At 50.3% G+C, this 18,849-nt stretch carries 20 protein-coding genes; 4 read left to right on the top strand and 16 right to left on the bottom strand.

Translation table 11 applies throughout. The annotated features are described in order from the left end of the window. Positions 1-41: 41 nt before the first annotated feature. From KKG35_06160 to KKG35_06175, 4 genes are all read right to left on the bottom strand, one after another. A complete protein-coding gene (locus KKG35_06160) occupies positions 42-2,324 on the bottom strand; it encodes an N-acetylneuraminate synthase family protein (protein MBU1737706.1) in 2,283 nt (760 codons plus the stop codon). 36 nt (positions 2,325-2,360) lie between these two features. Continuing rightward, positions 2,361-3,185 carry an SDR family oxidoreductase gene (locus KKG35_06165; GenBank protein ID MBU1737707.1) on the bottom strand — a complete coding sequence of 275 codons (825 nt, stop codon included), beginning with the start codon at positions 3,183-3,185 and terminating at the stop codon, positions 2,361-2,363. A gap of 340 nt (positions 3,186-3,525) precedes the next feature. Continuing rightward, entirely contained in the window at positions 3,526-4,602 is a 1,077-nt protein-coding gene (locus tag KKG35_06170) for an SPASM domain-containing protein (protein MBU1737708.1), read from the bottom strand. Positions 4,603-4,631: 29 nt separating this feature from the next. Beyond that, on the bottom strand, positions 4,632-5,312 hold the full coding sequence (locus KKG35_06175) for an acylneuraminate cytidylyltransferase family protein (protein MBU1737709.1): 681 nt from the start codon (positions 5,310-5,312) through the stop codon (positions 4,632-4,634). Between the two features lie 471 nt (positions 5,313-5,783). On the opposite strand from KKG35_06175, the gene KKG35_06180 reads away from it, so the two are divergent. Beyond that, positions 5,784-6,992: a putative DNA binding domain-containing protein gene (locus tag KKG35_06180; protein MBU1737710.1), complete on the top strand. Its 1,209-nt coding sequence runs from the start codon at positions 5,784-5,786 to the stop codon at positions 6,990-6,992. Then, on the top strand, positions 6,989-8,005 hold the full coding sequence (locus KKG35_06185; GenBank protein ID MBU1737711.1) for an AAA family ATPase: 1,017 nt from the start codon (positions 6,989-6,991) through the stop codon (positions 8,003-8,005). The genes KKG35_06180 and KKG35_06185 overlap by 4 nt, the downstream gene beginning before the upstream one ends. 502 nt (positions 8,006-8,507) lie before the next feature. Here the strand turns inward: KKG35_06185 and KKG35_06190 are convergent. The 3 genes from KKG35_06190 to KKG35_06200 all read right to left on the bottom strand — a co-directional run bounded on the left by KKG35_06190 (position 8,508) and on the right by KKG35_06200 (position 9,685). Continuing rightward, a complete protein-coding gene (locus tag KKG35_06190) occupies positions 8,508-8,729 on the bottom strand; it encodes a type II toxin-antitoxin system ParD family antitoxin (GenBank protein ID MBU1737712.1) in 222 nt (73 codons plus the stop codon). Between the two features lie 213 nt (positions 8,730-8,942). Beyond that, complete coding sequence (tatC, locus tag KKG35_06195; GenBank protein ID MBU1737713.1) at positions 8,943-9,473, bottom strand: twin-arginine translocase subunit TatC; 531 nt, start codon at positions 9,471-9,473, stop codon at positions 8,943-8,945. Continuing rightward, a complete protein-coding gene (locus tag KKG35_06200; GenBank protein MBU1737714.1) occupies positions 9,470-9,685 on the bottom strand; it encodes a twin-arginine translocase subunit TatC in 216 nt (71 codons plus the stop codon). Before KKG35_06200 ends, tatC begins: the two co-directional genes overlap by 4 nt. Before the next feature lie 122 nt (positions 9,686-9,807). On the opposite strand from KKG35_06200, the gene KKG35_06205 reads away from it, so the two are divergent. Continuing rightward, positions 9,808-10,692 (top strand): YkgJ family cysteine cluster protein, encoded by an 885-nt coding sequence (locus KKG35_06205; protein MBU1737715.1) that lies wholly within the window; start codon positions 9,808-9,810, stop codon positions 10,690-10,692. A 7-nt stretch (positions 10,693-10,699) separates the two neighbouring features. On the opposite strand, the gene KKG35_06210 is transcribed toward KKG35_06205, so the two are convergent. Together KKG35_06210 and KKG35_06215 are read right to left on the bottom strand one after the other, a co-directional pair. Then, a complete protein-coding gene (locus tag KKG35_06210) occupies positions 10,700-11,389 on the bottom strand; it encodes a 5-formyltetrahydrofolate cyclo-ligase (GenBank protein MBU1737716.1) in 690 nt (229 codons plus the stop codon). A gap of 218 nt (positions 11,390-11,607) precedes the next feature. Further along, a complete protein-coding gene (locus KKG35_06215) occupies positions 11,608-12,732 on the bottom strand; it encodes a D-alanyl-D-alanine carboxypeptidase (protein MBU1737717.1) in 1,125 nt (374 codons plus the stop codon). 400 nt (positions 12,733-13,132) lie between these two features. On the opposite strand from KKG35_06215, the gene KKG35_06220 reads away from it, so the two are divergent. Further along, complete coding sequence (locus tag KKG35_06220; protein ID MBU1737718.1) at positions 13,133-13,666, top strand: MGMT family protein; 534 nt, start codon at positions 13,133-13,135, stop codon at positions 13,664-13,666. 99 nt (positions 13,667-13,765) lie between these two features. Here KKG35_06220 and KKG35_06225 read toward each other — a convergent pair whose 3' ends face one another. From KKG35_06225 to KKG35_06255, 7 genes are all read right to left on the bottom strand, one after another. Beyond that, entirely contained in the window at positions 13,766-14,821 is a 1,056-nt protein-coding gene (locus KKG35_06225; protein ID MBU1737719.1) for a chemotaxis response regulator protein-glutamate methylesterase, read from the bottom strand. 102 nt (positions 14,822-14,923) lie between these two features. Then, a complete protein-coding gene (locus KKG35_06230; protein MBU1737720.1) occupies positions 14,924-15,403 on the bottom strand; it encodes a chemotaxis protein CheX in 480 nt (159 codons plus the stop codon). Positions 15,404-15,449: 46 nt separating this feature from the next. Then, a complete protein-coding gene (locus tag KKG35_06235) occupies positions 15,450-15,887 on the bottom strand; it encodes a response regulator (protein ID MBU1737721.1) in 438 nt (145 codons plus the stop codon). A 55-nt stretch (positions 15,888-15,942) separates the two neighbouring features. Continuing rightward, positions 15,943-16,788 (bottom strand): HDOD domain-containing protein, encoded by an 846-nt coding sequence (locus KKG35_06240; GenBank protein MBU1737722.1) that lies wholly within the window; start codon positions 16,786-16,788, stop codon positions 15,943-15,945. Beyond that, positions 16,785-17,264 (bottom strand): chemotaxis protein CheD, encoded by a 480-nt coding sequence (locus KKG35_06245; protein ID MBU1737723.1) that lies wholly within the window; start codon positions 17,262-17,264, stop codon positions 16,785-16,787. The genes KKG35_06240 and KKG35_06245 overlap by 4 nt, the downstream gene beginning before the upstream one ends. A gap of 86 nt (positions 17,265-17,350) precedes the next feature. After that, the gene (locus KKG35_06250; GenBank protein ID MBU1737724.1) at positions 17,351-18,217 is read right to left on the bottom strand and encodes a protein-glutamate O-methyltransferase CheR; all 867 of its coding nucleotides are present in this window, start codon (positions 18,215-18,217) and stop codon (positions 17,351-17,353) included. 90 nt (positions 18,218-18,307) lie between these two features. After that, positions 18,308-18,811, bottom strand: coding sequence for a chemotaxis protein CheW (locus tag KKG35_06255; protein MBU1737725.1), 504 nt, complete (start codon positions 18,809-18,811; stop codon positions 18,308-18,310). Positions 18,812-18,849 lie beyond the last annotated feature (38 nt).

Consider the following 18,849-nt stretch of genomic DNA (forward strand, 5'->3'; position numbering starts at 1 on the left):
ACGGCGATCATATTCTTAAAAATTCTGTCCCGGCAATACGCTCAGGCAGCATACCTTTTGACCTGCTCCCGGGAAAACCACTGCTCCAGGCGGTCCAGGGCCAGCCAGAACCCTTCGCCGCTGTTTTTATGTCCCTGCCAGATTTCCGGGATGAATGACGCGTCCGGCGAGTACTCCCTGAGCTCCCGGGCCAGGGAAAAGAAGTCGATATCACCCTCGCCGATCTGCAGCCCTTCGCTGTCGAGGCCTTCCGCATCCACAACATGGAGATGCGCGGTATAGGGGCCGACGATTTCGATAAATTCGGAAAAAGACCATTTGAAATAGTTGCAGGCCAGTTTTGAATGCGACAGATCAAGGCAGACCCGCATATCGTGAGCCTTGCAGAATTCGGCGGTCTCCACGGGGTCCATGAAAAGGTTCTGGTATCGCTGCCCGCCGAAATGCCACGGGAAAGGCGGCATGGTCTGCGGGATCAGCTCCACCCCTGCCATATCGAGCTCGGAGAAACTCTGCGCGAGCTTCTCATAGTATTTCCGCCGCACATCGGGTTTGAGGTGCGCGTGCTGGGTCGCACCGCCGACATTGACGATGATCAGGGGGCGCTCGGTCTTGGGGAAATATTTTTTAAGCTTCCGGGTGATATTGATGACCTCCTGCAGCTCTTTAAGAGAACGCTGCCGATACTTTTCGTCAAAAGAGCACAGATCGAGAATATGGTCGCCGGCAAAGAGTTCCGGGCTGTGGAGCACCAGATCAAGGGCAAAAGGCCTTTTGAAGACCTCATCGATATCGATCAGCATGTCCTTGTAACTGAGATGAAATTCCACCAGATCGAAGTTACTCAGGGGCAGCATCTCGTTCAGGTCATGATAGCGGACGGGAATACCGAAAGGCCGGTCGAAATGATACTCCCGCGGCGCGATCTCCTCCCCTTCAACAACCACATCGGAGGGGAAGAAGAAATCCCCGGCCGCAAAATCGTGCTTCGCCCTGGAGCCGACGAGTTCGTTTTTGCGATAGGGAGAGATGCCGTTTCCGGGGCTTTTGACCTCGATCATTTCCCGGGTGATGATCTCACCAGCCCGCAGGTCGCAGTTGATGATCAGACTCTTGCCGAGGACCTCCCGGTTCATCATCTCGCCTTGGGTGATCTTCCGTTCTTCCTTGCTGCCCATGGCCTGCTCGACTTCCCGGAGGCAGGTGACCATGCTGGAAAATTCATCCGGCAGCAGACTCACTTTATGGTCATTTCCCTCCTGGTCGCGGTCCAGGGTGAAATGCTTCTCGATGACCTTGGCCCCGCGACTGACTGCGGCGATGGGGATCGACATGCCCCGCTCATGGCCGGAATACCCGACCAGGCACCCACCGATCTCTTTCAAGCGGTCCAGATAATTGAGATTGATGTCCTTGAACGGGGCGGGATAGGTTGAATTGCAGAGCAAGAGGACAAACTGGGCGCCGTAGAACTTCAGCAGATCAACGGCTTCGACGATCTCACTCTCCGTCGACATTCCGGTGGAGCAGAGAAGCGGTTTGCCGGTTTCGGCCAACGCTTTCAAAAGATCGTGATTGGTCAGGTCCGCCGAGGCCAGCTTGTAAGCGACCATTCCGTAATTTTCCAGATTCCGCAGACTGACCAGATCGAAGGGAGTGCAGAGGGGCAGAACCCCTTTTTCCTTGCAGTAGTCGAAGGCCTGATACATTTCCTCGGTGCTCAACTGGAACCTGGCCAGAAGGTCGAGGGTGTACTGGGCGCCCAGATCGGCGCTCTCATCATCGGCCCGGCCGTTGTTTTTATAGAGCGTTTCCATGTCACGCATCTGGAATTTCACGCAATCGGCGCCGGAGGCGATGGCCGCATCAATCATCCGCCTCGCGACTTTCAGGCTGCCATTGTGATTGTTGCCGATTTCCGCAATCACGAATACCGGAGAAGTCTCGTTCAAACGGAAATCACCGATGAACAGGTTCGGCTCCCGCTTCCGGGCAATGGCGACCAGGCGGTGCTGTTTGTCCACCAGCGGCAGCACCTCGATCTTGCCCTTGAGGCGCCGCTTGATGGTGTCGGGCGAATCGGTGATGTAGGCGAAGTCATACTTTCGGTTGATCGCCACCTCAACCTTCCGGGTCAGGCAGACCTCTTCCTGCTGGACGATCCAGCGGCGGAAATCACCGTCGGTCATGATCCCTTCCAGGATGCCGGACTGGCTGACCGCAATGATAAAGCGGTGCTCATTACGGCCGATCTTTTTCAACGCCCGCGAGATACAGTCTTCCGAAAAGACGATATAGTCGGAAAAATTCCTGTCGATGATCATTGCCTGTCTCCTTACATGTTCACCGGCCCGGTATCCTTACCAGGCCGTCCAGCCTCCATCGACTACCAATACCGACCCGGTCATATAGCTGGAGGCGTCCGAGGCCAGAAAAATAAAGGGGCCGCTGATCTCCGACTTGTCGCACATCCTGCCGATCGGAGATAACGAACTGAAATTATTCAAAAATTTCTCATCATGGCCGTCAAAAATCCCATGGGGCGCGATCGCGTTGCAGCGGATATTGTCGCGGGCGTAAAAGGTGGCGAGATACCTGGTGAAGTTGGGCATGAAGGACTTGCTCACCACGTAATCCACCGGCTTGAACTTCACTTCCCCGTCCCCGTAATCGTAGAGATGCTGATTCGGTGCCACCAGGGAATAGGAGGATGCGACGTTAATGATATTGCCGTGACCTTGTTTAAGCATCTGCCGGCAGGCCGCCTGCGCCATCTGGACCGCGCCGATCAGATTCACTTCCACCGATTTTTTAAGCAGGTCGATGGGATAGTTTTCAAAGCAGCTGGTGGAGATCTTGTCCTTGTTCGCCTGGTCGAACTTGGCATCGATCGCCGCGTTGTTGACCAGCACCTCAATTGTACCGAACCGATCGACCCCGGCCGCCATGCACCGATCGATACTCGCGGGATCGGTCACATCCAGCTCGCAGACCAGAAATTTTTCCGGCGCAAACTCACCGGCAAGTTCATCATGCACGGATGACACCTGTTTCGGATTGTGCCCGGCGACGACCACCCTGGCCCCGTTCGCCAGAAAACTCCGGCTGATCTCCTTGCCGATCAGGCCGAAGGCCCCGGTCACCAGAATTGTTTTGCCCTGCACCGACAACATCTCTTTTGCCATATCCATCCTGCCTGAAGTAGACATCGACAGAAAGTGCGTTTTACTTAAGCACTTAATTTTCCGACTTGTCTTATGTGTTGATTTGTTGTCATAAAATTGTTCAGAGTCATAGTGTCATTCCATGATGTGAATCCAGAAGCCAGTATTCAGAAGCCAGAATGACTGATTTTAAAGCTTCTCTCCTGGCTTCTGAATTCTGACTTCTGGCTTCTTGTGGAACACATGCACGAAAAAATCGCCGAAACCCCTTTATTTCACCCTACGGGTATAAGTTTCATACGAGCAGGCCAGCTGCTCAACTCAGCTTTATCGGGTGATTAGCCATACTCGGAAAGTTGTGTTAAGCACTTAATGCCATTGCGGCGGTGAGGCTGCCGATCAGTTTCATGTCACACTGGGAAGTACACTTGATGCCTTTTTTGAGCTCGAACTGGTCCCGCCTGAATTGCGCGTACTTCTCGCCGTTCCAGATATCGTAAAGCGACTCTTTTTTCGTATCGCCGAGGATGATCTCGTTATTGAAATCCTCAACGCACATGGCCGCTTCGCCGTTTGACTTGATGGTCATCGATGACCACGGGAACTGGCAGAACTCGGTCCAGTGGATCGAATTGGTCCCTTCGTATTTATCCTGGTACCATTGCTGGTCCTGGCTCTTCAGGTAGATATAGACATCCTGCCCGGTAAACGCTTTTTTAAGCTTGGCGAATTCCGCGACCTGGTCCGCCCGTTTCAGGTCGAGCATGGTGATGACGATCGTGGTGTTGAATTTGTATTTCCTCTTCGCCTCCAGCATCTGCAGGATCTTCTGGAAGCTCGCCTCAAAGTTTGAGGCATCGCCCCTGATCTTCTTGTGGAGGAAATCATCCACGCTTTCAATCGAGTACTTGATGAAACCGAGCCCGTTGTTGAACATCTCGACATTTCTCTCGACATCGATATTCGCCGGGTTGCAGCTGAAGTAGGAATAGAGCCCCTTCTCGGTGAGCCGCCTGATTCTCTTCGGCAACTCGGTATCAAGGAGAGGATCGCCATAGCCGTGCAGCTGAAGGACTTTCGGGATCACATGGAGGAAATAATGGTTTTCACTCATGTCATTCCGGTCGATCCGGTAATTCTTCTCGACAAAAGTCTGCCACGCCTCCCAATCTTCTTGTGAGAAAGGCTCTATTTCATCGGCAATTTTATTGAATGTCTCATTGTCCAGTCTCTCGACTTTCCTGGTCATCATCGTGGTCCGCGGGCACATCTCGCACTTCATGTTGCAGGCGTTGGTCGTCTCGATATTGTAGATGACCGGCTCTTTTCTCCTGAATTCCTCGAGTTTTTCGAAGACGTATTCCCGGTCGAACTGCTCACCGGCCATGATTTTCTTTTTGAGGTCATAAACCCGCATATAAAAATGAATATCGATCATCGAAACTCCTCCTTGAATCTGCAGTAACGCTATTCTTGTTTGAGTATGTATTTGTTCATCAGCATCTCGCCGACCACCCAGTCGTCCTGGTCGTCGATATCGATGGCGGTGTAATCAGGCATCTCGTAAATGGCTATTTTCCCGGAAAGCCGGTTCTTCGCCTCCCGGATCTTTCCCACCGAGCTGATATAAAAAGCGCCGTTCTCCATCAGCTCCCCATTCACTTCCTGGCGCCGGGGGCGATTATTAAAATCGTAATTGATCGGCGTGCCGTTACTGTTCCAAAGAAAGATCTTCAGCCGTGCGCAGGAGAGCAGGGAATCAGCGCCCTGCTGCCGGTAGAGCATAAGGGCGTTTCTGAAATCAGAGCTTTGGGTGAGCGGGTTGGTTGCCTGGATCAAGAGAAAGGTATCACCATCATCACCCCCGTGATTCTTGAAGAATTCAAGCACCACACTTTCCGTTGACGACTGGTCCCGGGCATTCTCCTCCTCCCGCAGGTATATCTTCACCTTCGGAAGCCCGAATCCCTCGACCACACTTTTGATCTCTTCACAATCGGTCGCCACATACACTTCATCGACCGTCTCAACATCCGACACCGCTTTCAGGGACCAGTAAATCAGGGGTTTGCCACAGAACAGTTTGATGTTTTTCAAAGGAATGGACTTGCTCCCGCATCGGGCGGGTATGAAAGCTATGGTTTTCATCCGTTTCCTTATACTTCCCCTTGAAAAACAGACCAACAAAGGTGCCTGGCTGATGGAATTTCCCTCGTGCATCCCTGCCGCACGGCCTCGGAATCAAGTATCGACGCTATGAAATTGCAAGATAAATGCCAATCCATCTGTCAGGGACAAACACCCTGTAACAAAGAGCTTATCGGTGGGGAGGGGTAATTACTTGAAGAATGAGGCGGCAAATATTTCCTTAATCGCCAGAAACGCCCGGAAACATGTGCCATGAGCGGTGGTGTTGTGATGGCCTGCCTGATCGTGATTCTCTTTATCAATTCCTTGGTTTTGTCGGAAGTGTCAACCATCTGTTTATCCCAGCACACGAAAATGTTTTAACAAACAAGCTTTGTCGATTAGATTGAGACAGTTTGTTTGAAAAGGAAGAGGGAATGTGATAACTCAAAACGTGTACTTGGCCAATGGACATTCAAATATGGTTAAATGATGAAAAAATTTACCGCCCGAGAACTTGAAACATTACTTGGAGATACTGAATCCGACCGTGTTGAGCGCAAAGAAAGTTTTAAGGGTGACGCACCCAAAAAAGCTCGACAAGCGGTCTGTGCATTTTCTAATGATTTGCCGAATCACAATGATGCCGGTGTCCTCTTTGTCGGTGTAAGGGATAACGGAGAGCCATCGGGGCTTCAAGTTACAGACCAATTACTTCTGTCCTTAGCCGACATGAAAACTGACGGAAACATTCTCCCTCTTCCTGTCCTTTCAGTGGAAAAACGAGTCCTGAAGGGGGCTGAAATGGCTGTGGTAACGGTCATGCCGTCTGATATGCCGCCAGTAAAATTCGAAGGAAGGATCTGGGTTCGTACCGGCCCCCGTCGTTCAATAGCTAATGAACAGGAAGAAAGAATCCTGATTGAGAAAAGAAGATACAAAAACCTGCCGTTTGATATTTTTCCTGTCCCGTCAGCGAAGATCACTGATCTTTCCAAATCGATTTTTGAAAATGAATATCTTCCTTCGGCATTTGCATCAGATGTTCTGGAAGAAAACAATCGCTCCTATGAAGAGCGCTTGGCATCATGCAGGATGATCGTTTCTCCTAACGATCCAACACCCACTGTATTGGGCCTTTTGTCAATCGGCAAAACACCCCAGGATTTTTTACCAGGCGCATTTATTCAATTTTTACGAATTGACGGAATTGAACTGGCCGACCCGGTGGTTGACGAAGAAAACATAAGCGGAGTGCTTCCTGAGATGCTCCGTCGTGCTGAGGAAAAGTTGAAGGCGCATAATAGGACGGCTGTCGACATAGTATCAACCGCAACCCATCAGGTTGAAATGCCTTATCCGCCGGCAGCAATTCAGCAGATTCTGTATAACGCCGTATTGCATCGCACCTACGAAAGCACCAATGCTCCCGTTCGACTGTACTGGTTTAATGACCGAATCGAGATCAACAGTCCCGGTGGTCCATATGGCAATGTAACCAGTGAGAACTTCGGGAAGCCAGGGATAACAGACTATCGTAATCCCAACATCGGTGATGTTTTGAAAACTTTCGGGTATATCCAGGCATTTGGAAGAGGCATTGCCATAGCAAGAAGAGAGATGGAAAAGAATGGTAATCCCGGAATAGACTTTGAAACCAACCAAAATGCAGTTGTATGCACATTAAGAGGGAAAGTATGAATCAGCCCGTACTGACCTTTTTCAATAATAAAGGCGGGGTTGGAAAAACGTCTCTCATATATCACTTGGCATGGATGTATGCTGGCCTCCGAAAACGCGTTGTCATTGTTGATCTGGATCCGCAGGCCAACCTGACGGCGGCGTTTCTTGATGAGGATAAAATTGAAGCGCTTTGGGGCAAACAGGGGCTTGGCGCAACAATATATCAATGCGTTAAGCCGTTGACCGGTGTCGGCGATATATCAGAACCGATCCTGCAAAAGATAACGACGGATCTTTATTTACTTCCCGGCGATGTGAATCTGTCCGGATACGAAGATGCATTGTCGAATGAATGGCCCAACAGCATGGGGGACAATAATCTTTACCGTCCCATGCGCATCTTGAGTTCGTTTTGGCAAGTCATGCAAATGGCCGCATCGAAAGTGCAGGCTGATGTTATTCTGGTGGATATCGGTCCGAACCTGGGAGCGATCAATCGATCCGTCCTTATAGCCACAGACTATGTTGTGATTCCTCTCGGAGCTGATCTCTTCTCCTTGCAAGGTTTAAAAAATCTTGGCCCCACTTTGAGGAGTTGGAAAAGTCTGTGGCAAAAAAGGTTGGAAAACTGGCAAGATAATCCGGAGGTTGAGAGCTATCCGGATTTCCACCTCCCCAAAGGGAAGATGCAGGCAATCGGTTATCTCTGTCAGCAACATAGCGTGAGGCTTGACAGGCCTGTAATGGCATATGATAAATGGGTAAACCGCATCCCCAATGTCTATCGCGAAGCTGTACTCAGCGAAACTGTTAATTCGAACGTCAAACAAATTGATGATCCGTATTGTCTGGCCACGATCAAGCACTATCGTAGTTTGATCCCGATGGCTCAGGAGCACCGCAAACCAATATTTAACCTGACATCGGCGGATGGCGCCATTGGCAGCCATGCCAATGCCGTCCAAGCTGCGAAAAAAGATTTCAAGGAACTTGCAGAAAAAATTGCGAAAGCAATAGGAATCTCGCTATAGTCGTCATCACGTTACTTTATCTCCTGCCGTATTATATCCCTCCTAGAAATGGCCCAGGAAATTCGGACAGGTCGTTAAGTGAAAAAGTCGTTCCAATCTGTTAAATAAAAACCAAACAGAAAGGAGCAGAACATGACAAAGAGACCACGAAGAAATCACTCATCGTCATTCAAGGCCAAGGTCGCAATTGAAGCGATAATGAGTCCGGGACGATCTTGAGTCCGGGACGAGAGTCCGGGACGATCTTAAATAAGAGTCCGGGACGATCTTAAATAATTAACCAACATGATTGTTGGCGAATTTTTGGTAGAAGTACACTCATGCCACGCACAGCAAGAATCGACTCCCCAGGGGTATTTCCCCATGTAATGATCCGTGGGATTATGCGCCGTAACATATTTAAAAATAAGAAGGACCGCGAAGATTTCTGAAAAAGACCGTAAATCCATACAAATTCACTTTGTCATAATTTGTTAGTTATTTAGCATGTCCATAATTATGATCACCTGTTTTCCAGGATGTCTTCCATTGATTGTTCACTGACTCCGCTTTCAAGGCCCTCGGTTACATGTTTCTGCACTGCCGCGATTTTAGCCGCCCGCTCCTGATCTCGGCGAATAAGGTCGCGTACATAGTCGCTGGAATTACTGTAACGTCCTGTTTTCGTCTGTGCTTCAACCCAGTTTTTCATCGGGTCGGGAAGAGAAACATTCATTGTAGCCATAATCATTACCTCCGATAGAATAAATCATGACACATATTGACAGACTTTGCCAAATAATTCCATCTGAATTCCGGGCCCGTTTTCCTTAACAGGTCTCCATGATTGGTTACCTTGCTGGTCAAAATCTTGAAGATCCTGCATAGGCTGAGGGCAAGCTTGACAAAGGCTGAGGGTTAGGCTTGCACTATTGCATTAATCTCCATGCAACTCTTTTTAGTTCTGCGTGGGAACCAGGGTTTTCCTGCCGAACAATCGTACCGCAAGAATACTGATTTCATAGAGGATCACAAGAGGACCGGCCATCAGGACCTGGTTGACCACATCGGGGGTCGGGGTGAGAATGGCGGCGATGACGAAGGCGATCAGAAAGGCATACTTGCGGTTCTTGCTTAGGAATGGCGCGTCGATGATGCCCAGTTTGGCCAGAAAGACCATCGCCACCGGCAGCTCAAAAACCACACCGAAGGCGATCAGAAGGCGCAGGCTGAGGGAAAAATACTCGCTCACCGCGGGCATGGCGCTCAGGTGTTCATTGGAATAGCCCATCAGAAAGCGAAAAGCTGGCGGAAAAACCACAAAATAACCGAAGGCCGCGCCGCCCAGAAAACAGAAAGAAGATAAAACAGTGAATGGCAGAAGCGCCTTTTTTTCATGCTGGTAGAGGCCGGGGGCGATAAAGCGCCAGACCTGGAACAGAATCACCGGACTGCCGAGCAGAACACCACAGGACAGGGCGAGCTTCAGATAAAAAAAAAGGCCTCCTGGTACGAAGTGAAGATCAGGGAGGACTTGTCGGGCAACACATCGAAGAGCGGCTTAAAGAACCAGAACCCGATCTGCTGAATAAAATAATAGGAAACCGCAAAGCCGATCCCCACTGCGACAAGCGAGATGATCAGGCAATCGCGTAATTCGGCCAGGTGTTCGGTGAGAGGTTGTTTATTCAAATCGTCCATCAAATATGTGACCGGTCGGTAAATTTCCGTTAGAATGGGTTGGTTTTCGAATCTCGTCCCGGCCGGAACCGGTCGGATCGGGCACTATACTACAATCAAACCCGACACGAAACAACCGGATAATGAGCATCAACAAAAACCAGTTTGCCGACGGTCTGGAAATCATGCGCCGGCCAATCCTGCCACTCGCCCGTCTGGCAATGCTTCTCTATCTGACCGGCCCCTTCGAGACCGTTGAAGAGCTCCTTGCCGAACTGGTCGAACCCATTGAAACCGGTGGCAGAAACTACGAGCAGCCGGGGCAGTTCCTGCAGGAATTTCTCTCCCCTCTCCGCCTGATGGAATCCCTGAAGAATGCCCGGCCGCCGGCGGCAAGAATTCTCGATGAAAACCAGGACCCGCTTGATCCCATGGAAGGTCTTGAACTTCTGATCTCCCAGCAGGCCCTGACCATGGAACTCGAAAAGATCAACAGCCTTCTCTGCCGACCCTGCGGATGCAAATTGTGCTGCATCGGCCCTGAGGATACTCTCGCTCAGGAATATTTCGAGATACCTCTCACTGAGGATGAATCCCGCCTCTTTGCCCTGTCCGTTGTGAATAATGATCTGAGCAGAAAAAGTCTTCCCGCAGATGAACCACCTGTGACCATCAACGGCCGCCCATTTTATGAGGGAGAAAGCCGTATCTATCACTGGCGTTCCGGTTGGAGCATGGTGCTGCCACGCCACACCTCCTGCCCGGCCCTGGACCGCGAGACTGGCGGCTGCCGAATTTATCCGGATCGCCCGGAGGTTTGCCGTCGCCCGCAGATTTTTCCCTATGTGCTGGAACGCCAACCCTCTCTGGATATTGAATATGAAGGACGCGTTCTCCAAACATTCATCAGGCAGAAAAAGCTCCTGGCCGTCTGGGACTGTCCCTATGTCAAAACTTTGAAAGACGAAATTGCCGATTACGCTGAAGCCTGCGAACTTGAACCGGTCTTCAGGGAAAACAAAGCATGATCGCTTCCTATCTCTTTTCCCTGGTGGCAACATAGTGTTTCCACAATGGAGTCACCCTTTTTATCCGGTCGATACCGATACGGTCCCAGAAAATTGCCGGCCGACTTCTGCTCCCCTCGACATTGTTGAAACCTGTCGGGGTGAGAACTGCATTGCACGGAAAGTCCCATGGATCTCGCGGCAATTCCGCCACCACTCTTTCAGGGTCATCGACGGCGGCGACTACCTGGAACTTGGCGGCAAGACCACCGGTTTCTGCAAGCACAGCAAGGGCGAGATCAAAAAAACCCTTTCCATCACCCAGAAAAAACCCGCTCTCATCGGCCATAAGCGGATGGTCAACCAGCAGATCAATATTCAACCCTTTCAGGTCGCTGTTATCAAGACGTTTCCCATACCTGGCCAAACCTTTATAGGTCACTGCCATCGACATATTTTTGAACGGAATCGCAAATGGCCTGATCAGGAAAAATCCCTCCTTCATCCCCGGCCCGGGCATGACCAGTTCCTTGCCATCGACCAGGACATTCAGCCGGACCTGCTTGAGAAGCATCGAAGGCCCGCAATACACCCGATCAGCTTTCTTGTAGATACCCTGTTTTCTCAAGATTTCAGCAACCCTGCCGGCCTGAGGTTTTAAAAAACTCTCCACTCCGGGGGAAAATTTTTCCCGAAGCATCTCCTTGCTGAATTTCATCCCGATTCTCGTCTGCCTGAAATTTTGACGTTGGTAACTTGTCTTCCGCTACGATACTAATCAATAAAAACTCGGATAGACACAGAATACTGAAGAGAAATACCGTGTGCCGGAATGCATTGCTCTAAAAAAACTTTTGGGAGTCTGAACGGGGTTCTGGTAGTAAAAAAAGAATTCAGAAGTGAAAGTGCTTAGAATCGTACCTAACGGCAATCAGGTTATAGCCGCGACACCTTCTTGGCATCATAAAGGATCTGCAGGGGGCCTGAACTGTCAAGCTTAACCGGCATCAGACCTGAAATGTCCGCGGAACGATCCACTTCCGGTTTTTGTTCTCCTGAAGCCGATGTAGACTGAATGCGACCGAAGCCGAACTCGACCAGCTCCCTGATATCGTCCCACATGGTCTCACTGCCCAGAATTGCTACGGTCAGCAGATCGTCACCTCTTTTGAACTGGCCGACATAGGTCTGCCTGGCGGCATTGGTGAAGCCTGTTTTGCCTCCTTCAGCGCCATCAATCTGCCACAAGGCCCGGTTATGATTACGCAACAGTTTCCCATATCCGGTCCGGATCTTTGCCCTGGCAACTCTCTCTGCAAACTCGGGATTGTCCATGGCCCGGTTAAAAAGGATGGCAAGATCGCGGGCGGTAGATTTCTGGCCGCGGGCCGTGAGACCGGTCGCCGTCTTGCAGACAGTTTTGGTTGCTCCCCAGGCCTTGGCCTTATATGTCATGAGTTTTGAAAAAACCCGCTCGGACCCGGCTATTTTTTCAGCCAGGGCGACACTCGCATCATTGGCTGAAGACAGGAGGACCGCATTGATCAAATCATCGGCCCGGTATGATTTCCCGCGCTGGATATTGATTTTGGAACTTGGCATCGCCGCCGCTTTTCGACTTGCGGGAACCCATTCGTCATCGTCCAGGTTCTGGATGGCAATCAGCCCGGTGAGGATTTTGATGGTGCTGGCCGGTTGAGCAGCAAGGTCAGGATTATGGGAATAAAGAATCTGACCGCTTTCACCATCCATGACAATCGCGCTTCTTGAGGAAATTTTTCTCCTGAGATCGACCGCGGAGATCAACCGCTCTCCGCCATGACTGTCCGGCCTGGTTTTGTGCCTGGAAAAGGTTGAAAGATCTGCCACGGTTGCCGGAAAATCATCCCGCTCCGACTCAGGAGAAGAACTATCCGGTTGAATTTTGTGAACTGAACTGAGGGATGCGACTGGCGCACGCCGTTTCTTGCTGCTGCTCCTGGCCTGGACGGTGGCAGGCACAGCGAAAGAAACCAGCAAAAAGAGAAGGAGGAGATACAATATCGGACAACGATCTCTCATAGGGATTACACTTCAATAAATTTAAAGCCAGGTTGAGCAACATGCCTGCTCAAGCAAGACACTTACACCCGAAGGGTGAAAATAATAATTATTTTACAATGCCATAGTGTATTCTCCTCCTTAAACCTTACCCTACCGGCCTGCAGATTTTTCGTAAGCAAACCAGTAACTTAGAGATATATTGAATCACCACGAAAAGCAAGAATATTTTTTAACTTTCCGCCGTATCACACTGTTTTTATGGCATTAAACAGGACATTATACGCCGAAAAACACACATCATATTGTGTGCTTCTCGCATAAAGCTACAACATGAAGTAAAATCAACCATCCTGTAAGTTGCTGATATTTTTTTAAATTCCACAAAATTTACTCATCAATAAGCACCGGATATCACTCAATGAAACCTCTATTTTCCTCCGCAGTGTATCAAGACGGAAACTTCATTTTCTATTTTATCAGTCACCACAAATCGGTCATTCATATCACCGCATCTTCGGCAAAGCATGAAAGGGCGGCTGCCTTCCTCTCGCTGTTTGTTCCCCAGGCACCGCATATCTCGCCAGCTGAGAAAAGTCACGCCTGCAATCTCATTAGCGCCCATATTTATCAGCCCGACATCCCCGGACGGCATGTAGATTTTGAAAACAATTTCTTCCTGCGGCGAGGGACTTTATTCCAGAGAAAGATATGGCGTCTGCTCCTTGAAATTGGCTACGGCGAAACAATGACATACAGCAAACTTGCATTAAAGGCAGGTGTCCCGGGGGGAGCCAGGGCCATCGGCAATGCGTGCAATGCGAATCCACTGGCCCTGATCATCCCCTGTCACCGGGTGATCGGCGTCAACAATCCCGGCGGTTACGCCGGAGGCAGGGAAGTGAAATTGAAATTGCTGGAAATAGAAGCGGAGCGGTTTAACTGCAGGAAATGAAGCCTCAGAGGAACAGCTTGCTTGCGAGACATCGAGACTTATAACTCAAGGTGGTGCTGAAGTGAGTACCCGCTGGGTGAAAACAGACCTTTTCAAACCTCAGGTCTTGGAGGGAGAGAGAATGTCAATAATCCCGGCCGGGATGTCATCAATATCGAGAATCTTGTCAACTGCTCCGGTGGCAACCGCTTCCTTGGGCATCCCGTAAACCACACAGCTCCTCTCGTTCTGGGCGATGGTCCCGGCTCCAGCCTCCTTCATCTTGAGGATTCCCTGCGCCCCGTCCTTTCCCATCCCCGTAAGGATAACTCCGATGGCGTTTTTTCCACCATAGGCAGCAACGGAGTTGAACAATACATCAACAGCCGGACGCTGATGGTGGACCAGGGGCCCGGTTTTGACATTCACAAAATACCTGGCACCGCTCCGTCTCATGACCATGTGAAAATTTCCCGGCGCAAGCAGGGCCGTGCCGGGAAGGATAGAGTCACCATCTTCCGCCTCCTTGACCGATATCTGGCTGAGGTCGTTCAACCTGTCCGCAAAACTCTTGGTAAAATTGGCCGGCATATGCTGGACGATCAGCACCCCGGGCATGGTCGGAGGAAACTGGGGAAGAATTCTGGCAAGGGCTTCCGTGCCGCCGGTTGAAGACCCGATGGCGATTATTTTATTGGTACTGTCGGCCATGGCAAGATTGCCGAATCTCCCCTGGACAGGGGCCGGGGCCTTCCTGGAACCCGACCCCCAGCGACTCATATCAACCCTGGCGGCCGCCCGTATCTTCTCGGCAAGCTGCACACTCATATCGCCGACAGAATAGGCTTCACCGGGCTTGCATATGACCTCTATCGCTCCGGCATCCATGGCCTCAAGGGCCAAAGCGCCCCCCTCTTTGGCCAGAGAACTGACAATAATGACCGGCAACGGGAAATGCTTCATCAGTTTCTTGAGGAAGGTCAACCCATCCATCCTCGGCATTTCAACATCAAGGGTGACCACATCGGGTTTTAAATTGACGATTTTGTCCCTTGCCACAAAGGGGTCCGGGGCGGTACCAACGATTTCAATGTCCTTCTCCCGGGAGAGTTCCTCGGTGAACACCTTGCGGACAACAGCTGAATCGTCAACAACAAGAACCCGAATTTTATTCATACGATAAATTCCCCGGCCAACTCACTGAAACATGGCGGCTCATTATAACTGAATATTTCTGAAAACCTGCCCACCCGGCGGTTTTAATTGAACAAATCCGCGCTAACCAATCCTGTCAAGATTGCCGAAATCTATCCACAGATAGCCGAATTCCGTCTCATACACGCATGCACCAGGCGCATCAAGAAGACCGCCCGGAGAAAATCCGGTAGACATGGTTGCGGATGGAATCCCCAGCTGGCATTTTGCTTCGGGATCAATTTTCCCCAACAGTCCACCCACCGCCATATTGGCAGCCTCCCGGACCGCATCAATGACCTTTTCCTCGTCGACCGCCTCTTCGTCAATGCCCATGAAATTGATGGCAATGTTTCTGGCCAAATCTTCAGGAAAAAAGAACATTGCCTGGAAAGAAGAGCCATCTCCACAATTGATAGCTATCCTCGCCTCAACATAATGTTTCTCTGACTCCCACATTTCCCGGGGCGGCTGATCCGCCAGGGGTTCGATCGGGATGTAAAACATGATTCCGAAAACATCGGCCAGAGACTGATAAACCATCTGCCTGAGATCGTCATTCATATCACACCTGTACTATGAAATATTTTTTGGCCGATGCCCGGGCCGATCAGAAATCCAAGTCACCACCTTCTTCGGCGACACTGTCTTCTCCAGGGACAAACCCATATTTCTTATTCAGAATCTTCAGCATGATCTCCCGAATGGTTTCCGGCACAAAGGGCTTCTTGATGTAGCCCTCGGCGCCAAGGCGAACGGCCCTGGTGATTTTGGTTTCACTCGCCTCAGTCGACACCATGATCACCGGAATGTTTTTAATCCCGGAATCTTTTTTGAGCTCTTCAAGAAACTGCAGCCCGTCCATGACCGGCATATTGATGTCGGTGAGAATGATATCGACCTTATTACCGCGCACGACTTCAAGTGCCTCGGCACCATTCTCGGCCTCCAGGAATTCTCCCACCGGGACCCCGGACATCTCCACCACGCGCATGACCACGCTGCGGATCGTCTTTGAATCATCAACTATCAACACATTGAATTCCATTGCTTCACCCTCTGGTCCTATCTGACTTATGCAACAGATACGCCAGTGAACATGATCAAATATTCAGAATATCCTCGGCCTTTTCCATCTCCATGACAACTTCGGCCATCAGCAGGTCCATCTTCTCTTCAGTAAATCCAAGCTTCGCCATTTCCTCGCCATTCACCCTTGAGGCAAGACCATCCGCCCCGACCCCGATTCCTGTCGAGATCACCAGGCTGTTGCTTAAGGTGACAACCTTCATCAAAGGTCCACCCTTCAGTGAGTCGAGTTCATGGTGCATCCTGACTGCTTCGACCATCTCCTTGTCAAACTCCCATTTTTCAAGAATTCTGGCGCCAAGTTCCGGATGGGAAATGCCGAGGCATTTGACTTCCGCCTCAACAAAAGAGCAGTTCTTGAGTCGAACCATGGCCATGATCTTTTCAAATTCATCGGCAACAAAACTGCTGACCACTCTTTTGCCGATATCATGGAGAAGCCCTGCAGTAAAGGCAGCCGAGGAATCCACACCCGGGATCTCCCTGGCCAGCATCTTGGCGGTAATGGCCACGGCCACGGAATGCTTCCAGAGATCTCCCTGCTCGAGATCATATCCGGCCCCGACCGCCCCCTTATAATATTTGGCGCTGCTGCTCGCGATAATGATGTCTTTCAGGATCGACTGGCCGATCACCACCAGAGCATCATCCAGTGACGTAACCTTGCGGGAAAGCCCGAAATATGCGGCGTTGCACATTTTCAGGACATTCGCCGTAATGGCCTGATCGAACTGAATCACCTCCGCCAGGTCTTTTGCTTTCACCTCCGGATTATCAATCATCCCCATGACCTTGTGCGCCACTTTCGGGAAAGAGGGAATATGTTTGACCATGCTCAGTATTTCTTCTGCCCTGCTCATATCTCATATACCCCCTTACCGGAAACTTTGAGGGTAGTAACACCTGTTGCCACGTCGATACTTACGGTCCGGTTGACCGTGCCACCGACATCCTCTTTGGCAATCATGACCTTGTTCTTGAGAAACATTTTCCTCAACGTCATGTAGTTTCTCTTGCCGATATTAAATACCCCGTCGGCGTCCATAATCTGTCCTCCGCCGACAACCTTGATCACCATCCGGGTCTTGGATGCGCCAAGCTTGTATGCCTCCTTGAAAAGCAGGGGGATCCCGGTATCCGCAAACATGCAGGGCTTTCTCTCAGCCTTGTCCTTGTCAAGACTTGATTCCGGCAGCATATAATGAAGAATGCCGCCCACCCTGGCCTCTGGGTCATAGATTACCAGTCCTATGCAGGAACCGAGGGAGTAGGTGATCAAGGTATCCTCCGGCGCCTTGCTGACCTTCATATCAGATATTCCAACTACAATTTTCATCCGAAATCGCCCTCCATTTGCCTTGAAACGACTGCCACCTGGTAGTGTTAGACAAACCAACCTACTTACAAAAAGTGCCCTGCCGATTATTTTCTGTAGGCCGTTGCCGCCATCTGCGTAAATCCATGCTTGATATTCGATATACTCTCGGAGTGACCGATGAACAGATACCCTCCGGGCCTGAGGCACCGATGGAATTTTTCTACAAGTTCCTTCTGGGTCTCCCGGTTAAAATAGATCATCACGTTCCGACAGAAAATTACATCAAGCTCCTCCTGCCATGGATATTGGTCCATCAGATTAAAATGCTTGAAACTGATTCTTTTCTTAAGGTTTTCCCGTACTTTCACGAGACCGTCACTCCTGCCCACCCCTTTCTGAAAATAACGCTTCAGAAAAAGCGGCGGCACCTTGACGACCCGTTCCTCTGGATAAACCCCTCTTTCCGCAATTGCCAGAACCTTGGTCGATATATCCGTCGCATGAATATTGAAGTTCAGGGCCGGATATTTTCGCAGATAATCATCAACAACCATTCCCAAAGTATAAGGCTCTTCGCCCGATGAACAGGCAGATGACCACATCGTGATCTGATTTTTTCTGGGGCCAATGGTTTCGATCAATTTCGGCAGAACCTCGGTGACCAGATGATCAAAATGTGCATTCTCGCGAAAAAAACTGGTGAAATTGGTCGATACACTGTCGATCATATGGACCAACTCACCCGCCCCTCCATTGCCGATCACGTGATCATAATAATCCTGAAAAGACTCGATGCCGGTCACCCGCAATCTCTTCCCGAGTCGCGCGTTAAGAAGTTCCCGCTTCTCGGATTTGAGAAATATGCCGGTTTTGTCAAAGATCAGACTGCTGAAAGCCTGAAACAATTCCATCGACATCTTCTCATGGCCGAAGCCCGAAACGGACCTGGCAGAATTATGCGGTTGTTTCATCAGCATTCAATCAGTATTGAATTAACCAGCTGCGGTCGAGCCACGGCTGGAAAGTCACGCACCACGCGACCAGCTTCTACACCGCCAGTATCAGTGTTCACTGAATTGCAGGTCGATCCCTTTGCCGACCACCTTGTCAACATCAACAAGAATTGTCACTTCGCTGTTCACCTTGGCCATCCCGAGAATACTCGTCGAATCACCGAGTCTGGAACCGAAAGAAGGGGGAGGCTCAATGTCCTTGGCAACCACATTCAGGACTTCCGAAACTGAGTCCACTACCATGCCGACCAGAATTGACCCCCCATGGACATCAACAACTATGATGCATGTTCTCTCATCGTAATCCCGGCTGCCCATCTCAAATTTAAGCCGCAGATCAATGATCGGAATTACCCTGCCCCGTAAATTAATCACGCCCTTAATGAAAGACGGAGTATGGGGAACCACGGTGATCTCCATAACTCCGATGATCTCTCTGACCTTGAGAATCTCAATTCCGTACTGCTCTTCGCCAAGGACAAATGTAAGATATTTGTTGGCCCCCTGAGTTGACTTTGCCTTGACTGCTTGGCTTGTTCCAGGATCACTCATCTCTGTTCACACCTTGTTTTCTGTTTATCAACTTTCTT

This window comes from Pseudomonadota bacterium (assembly GCA_018823285.1).
GTDB lineage: Bacteria > Desulfobacterota > Desulfobulbia > Desulfobulbales > JAGXFP01 > JAHJIQ01.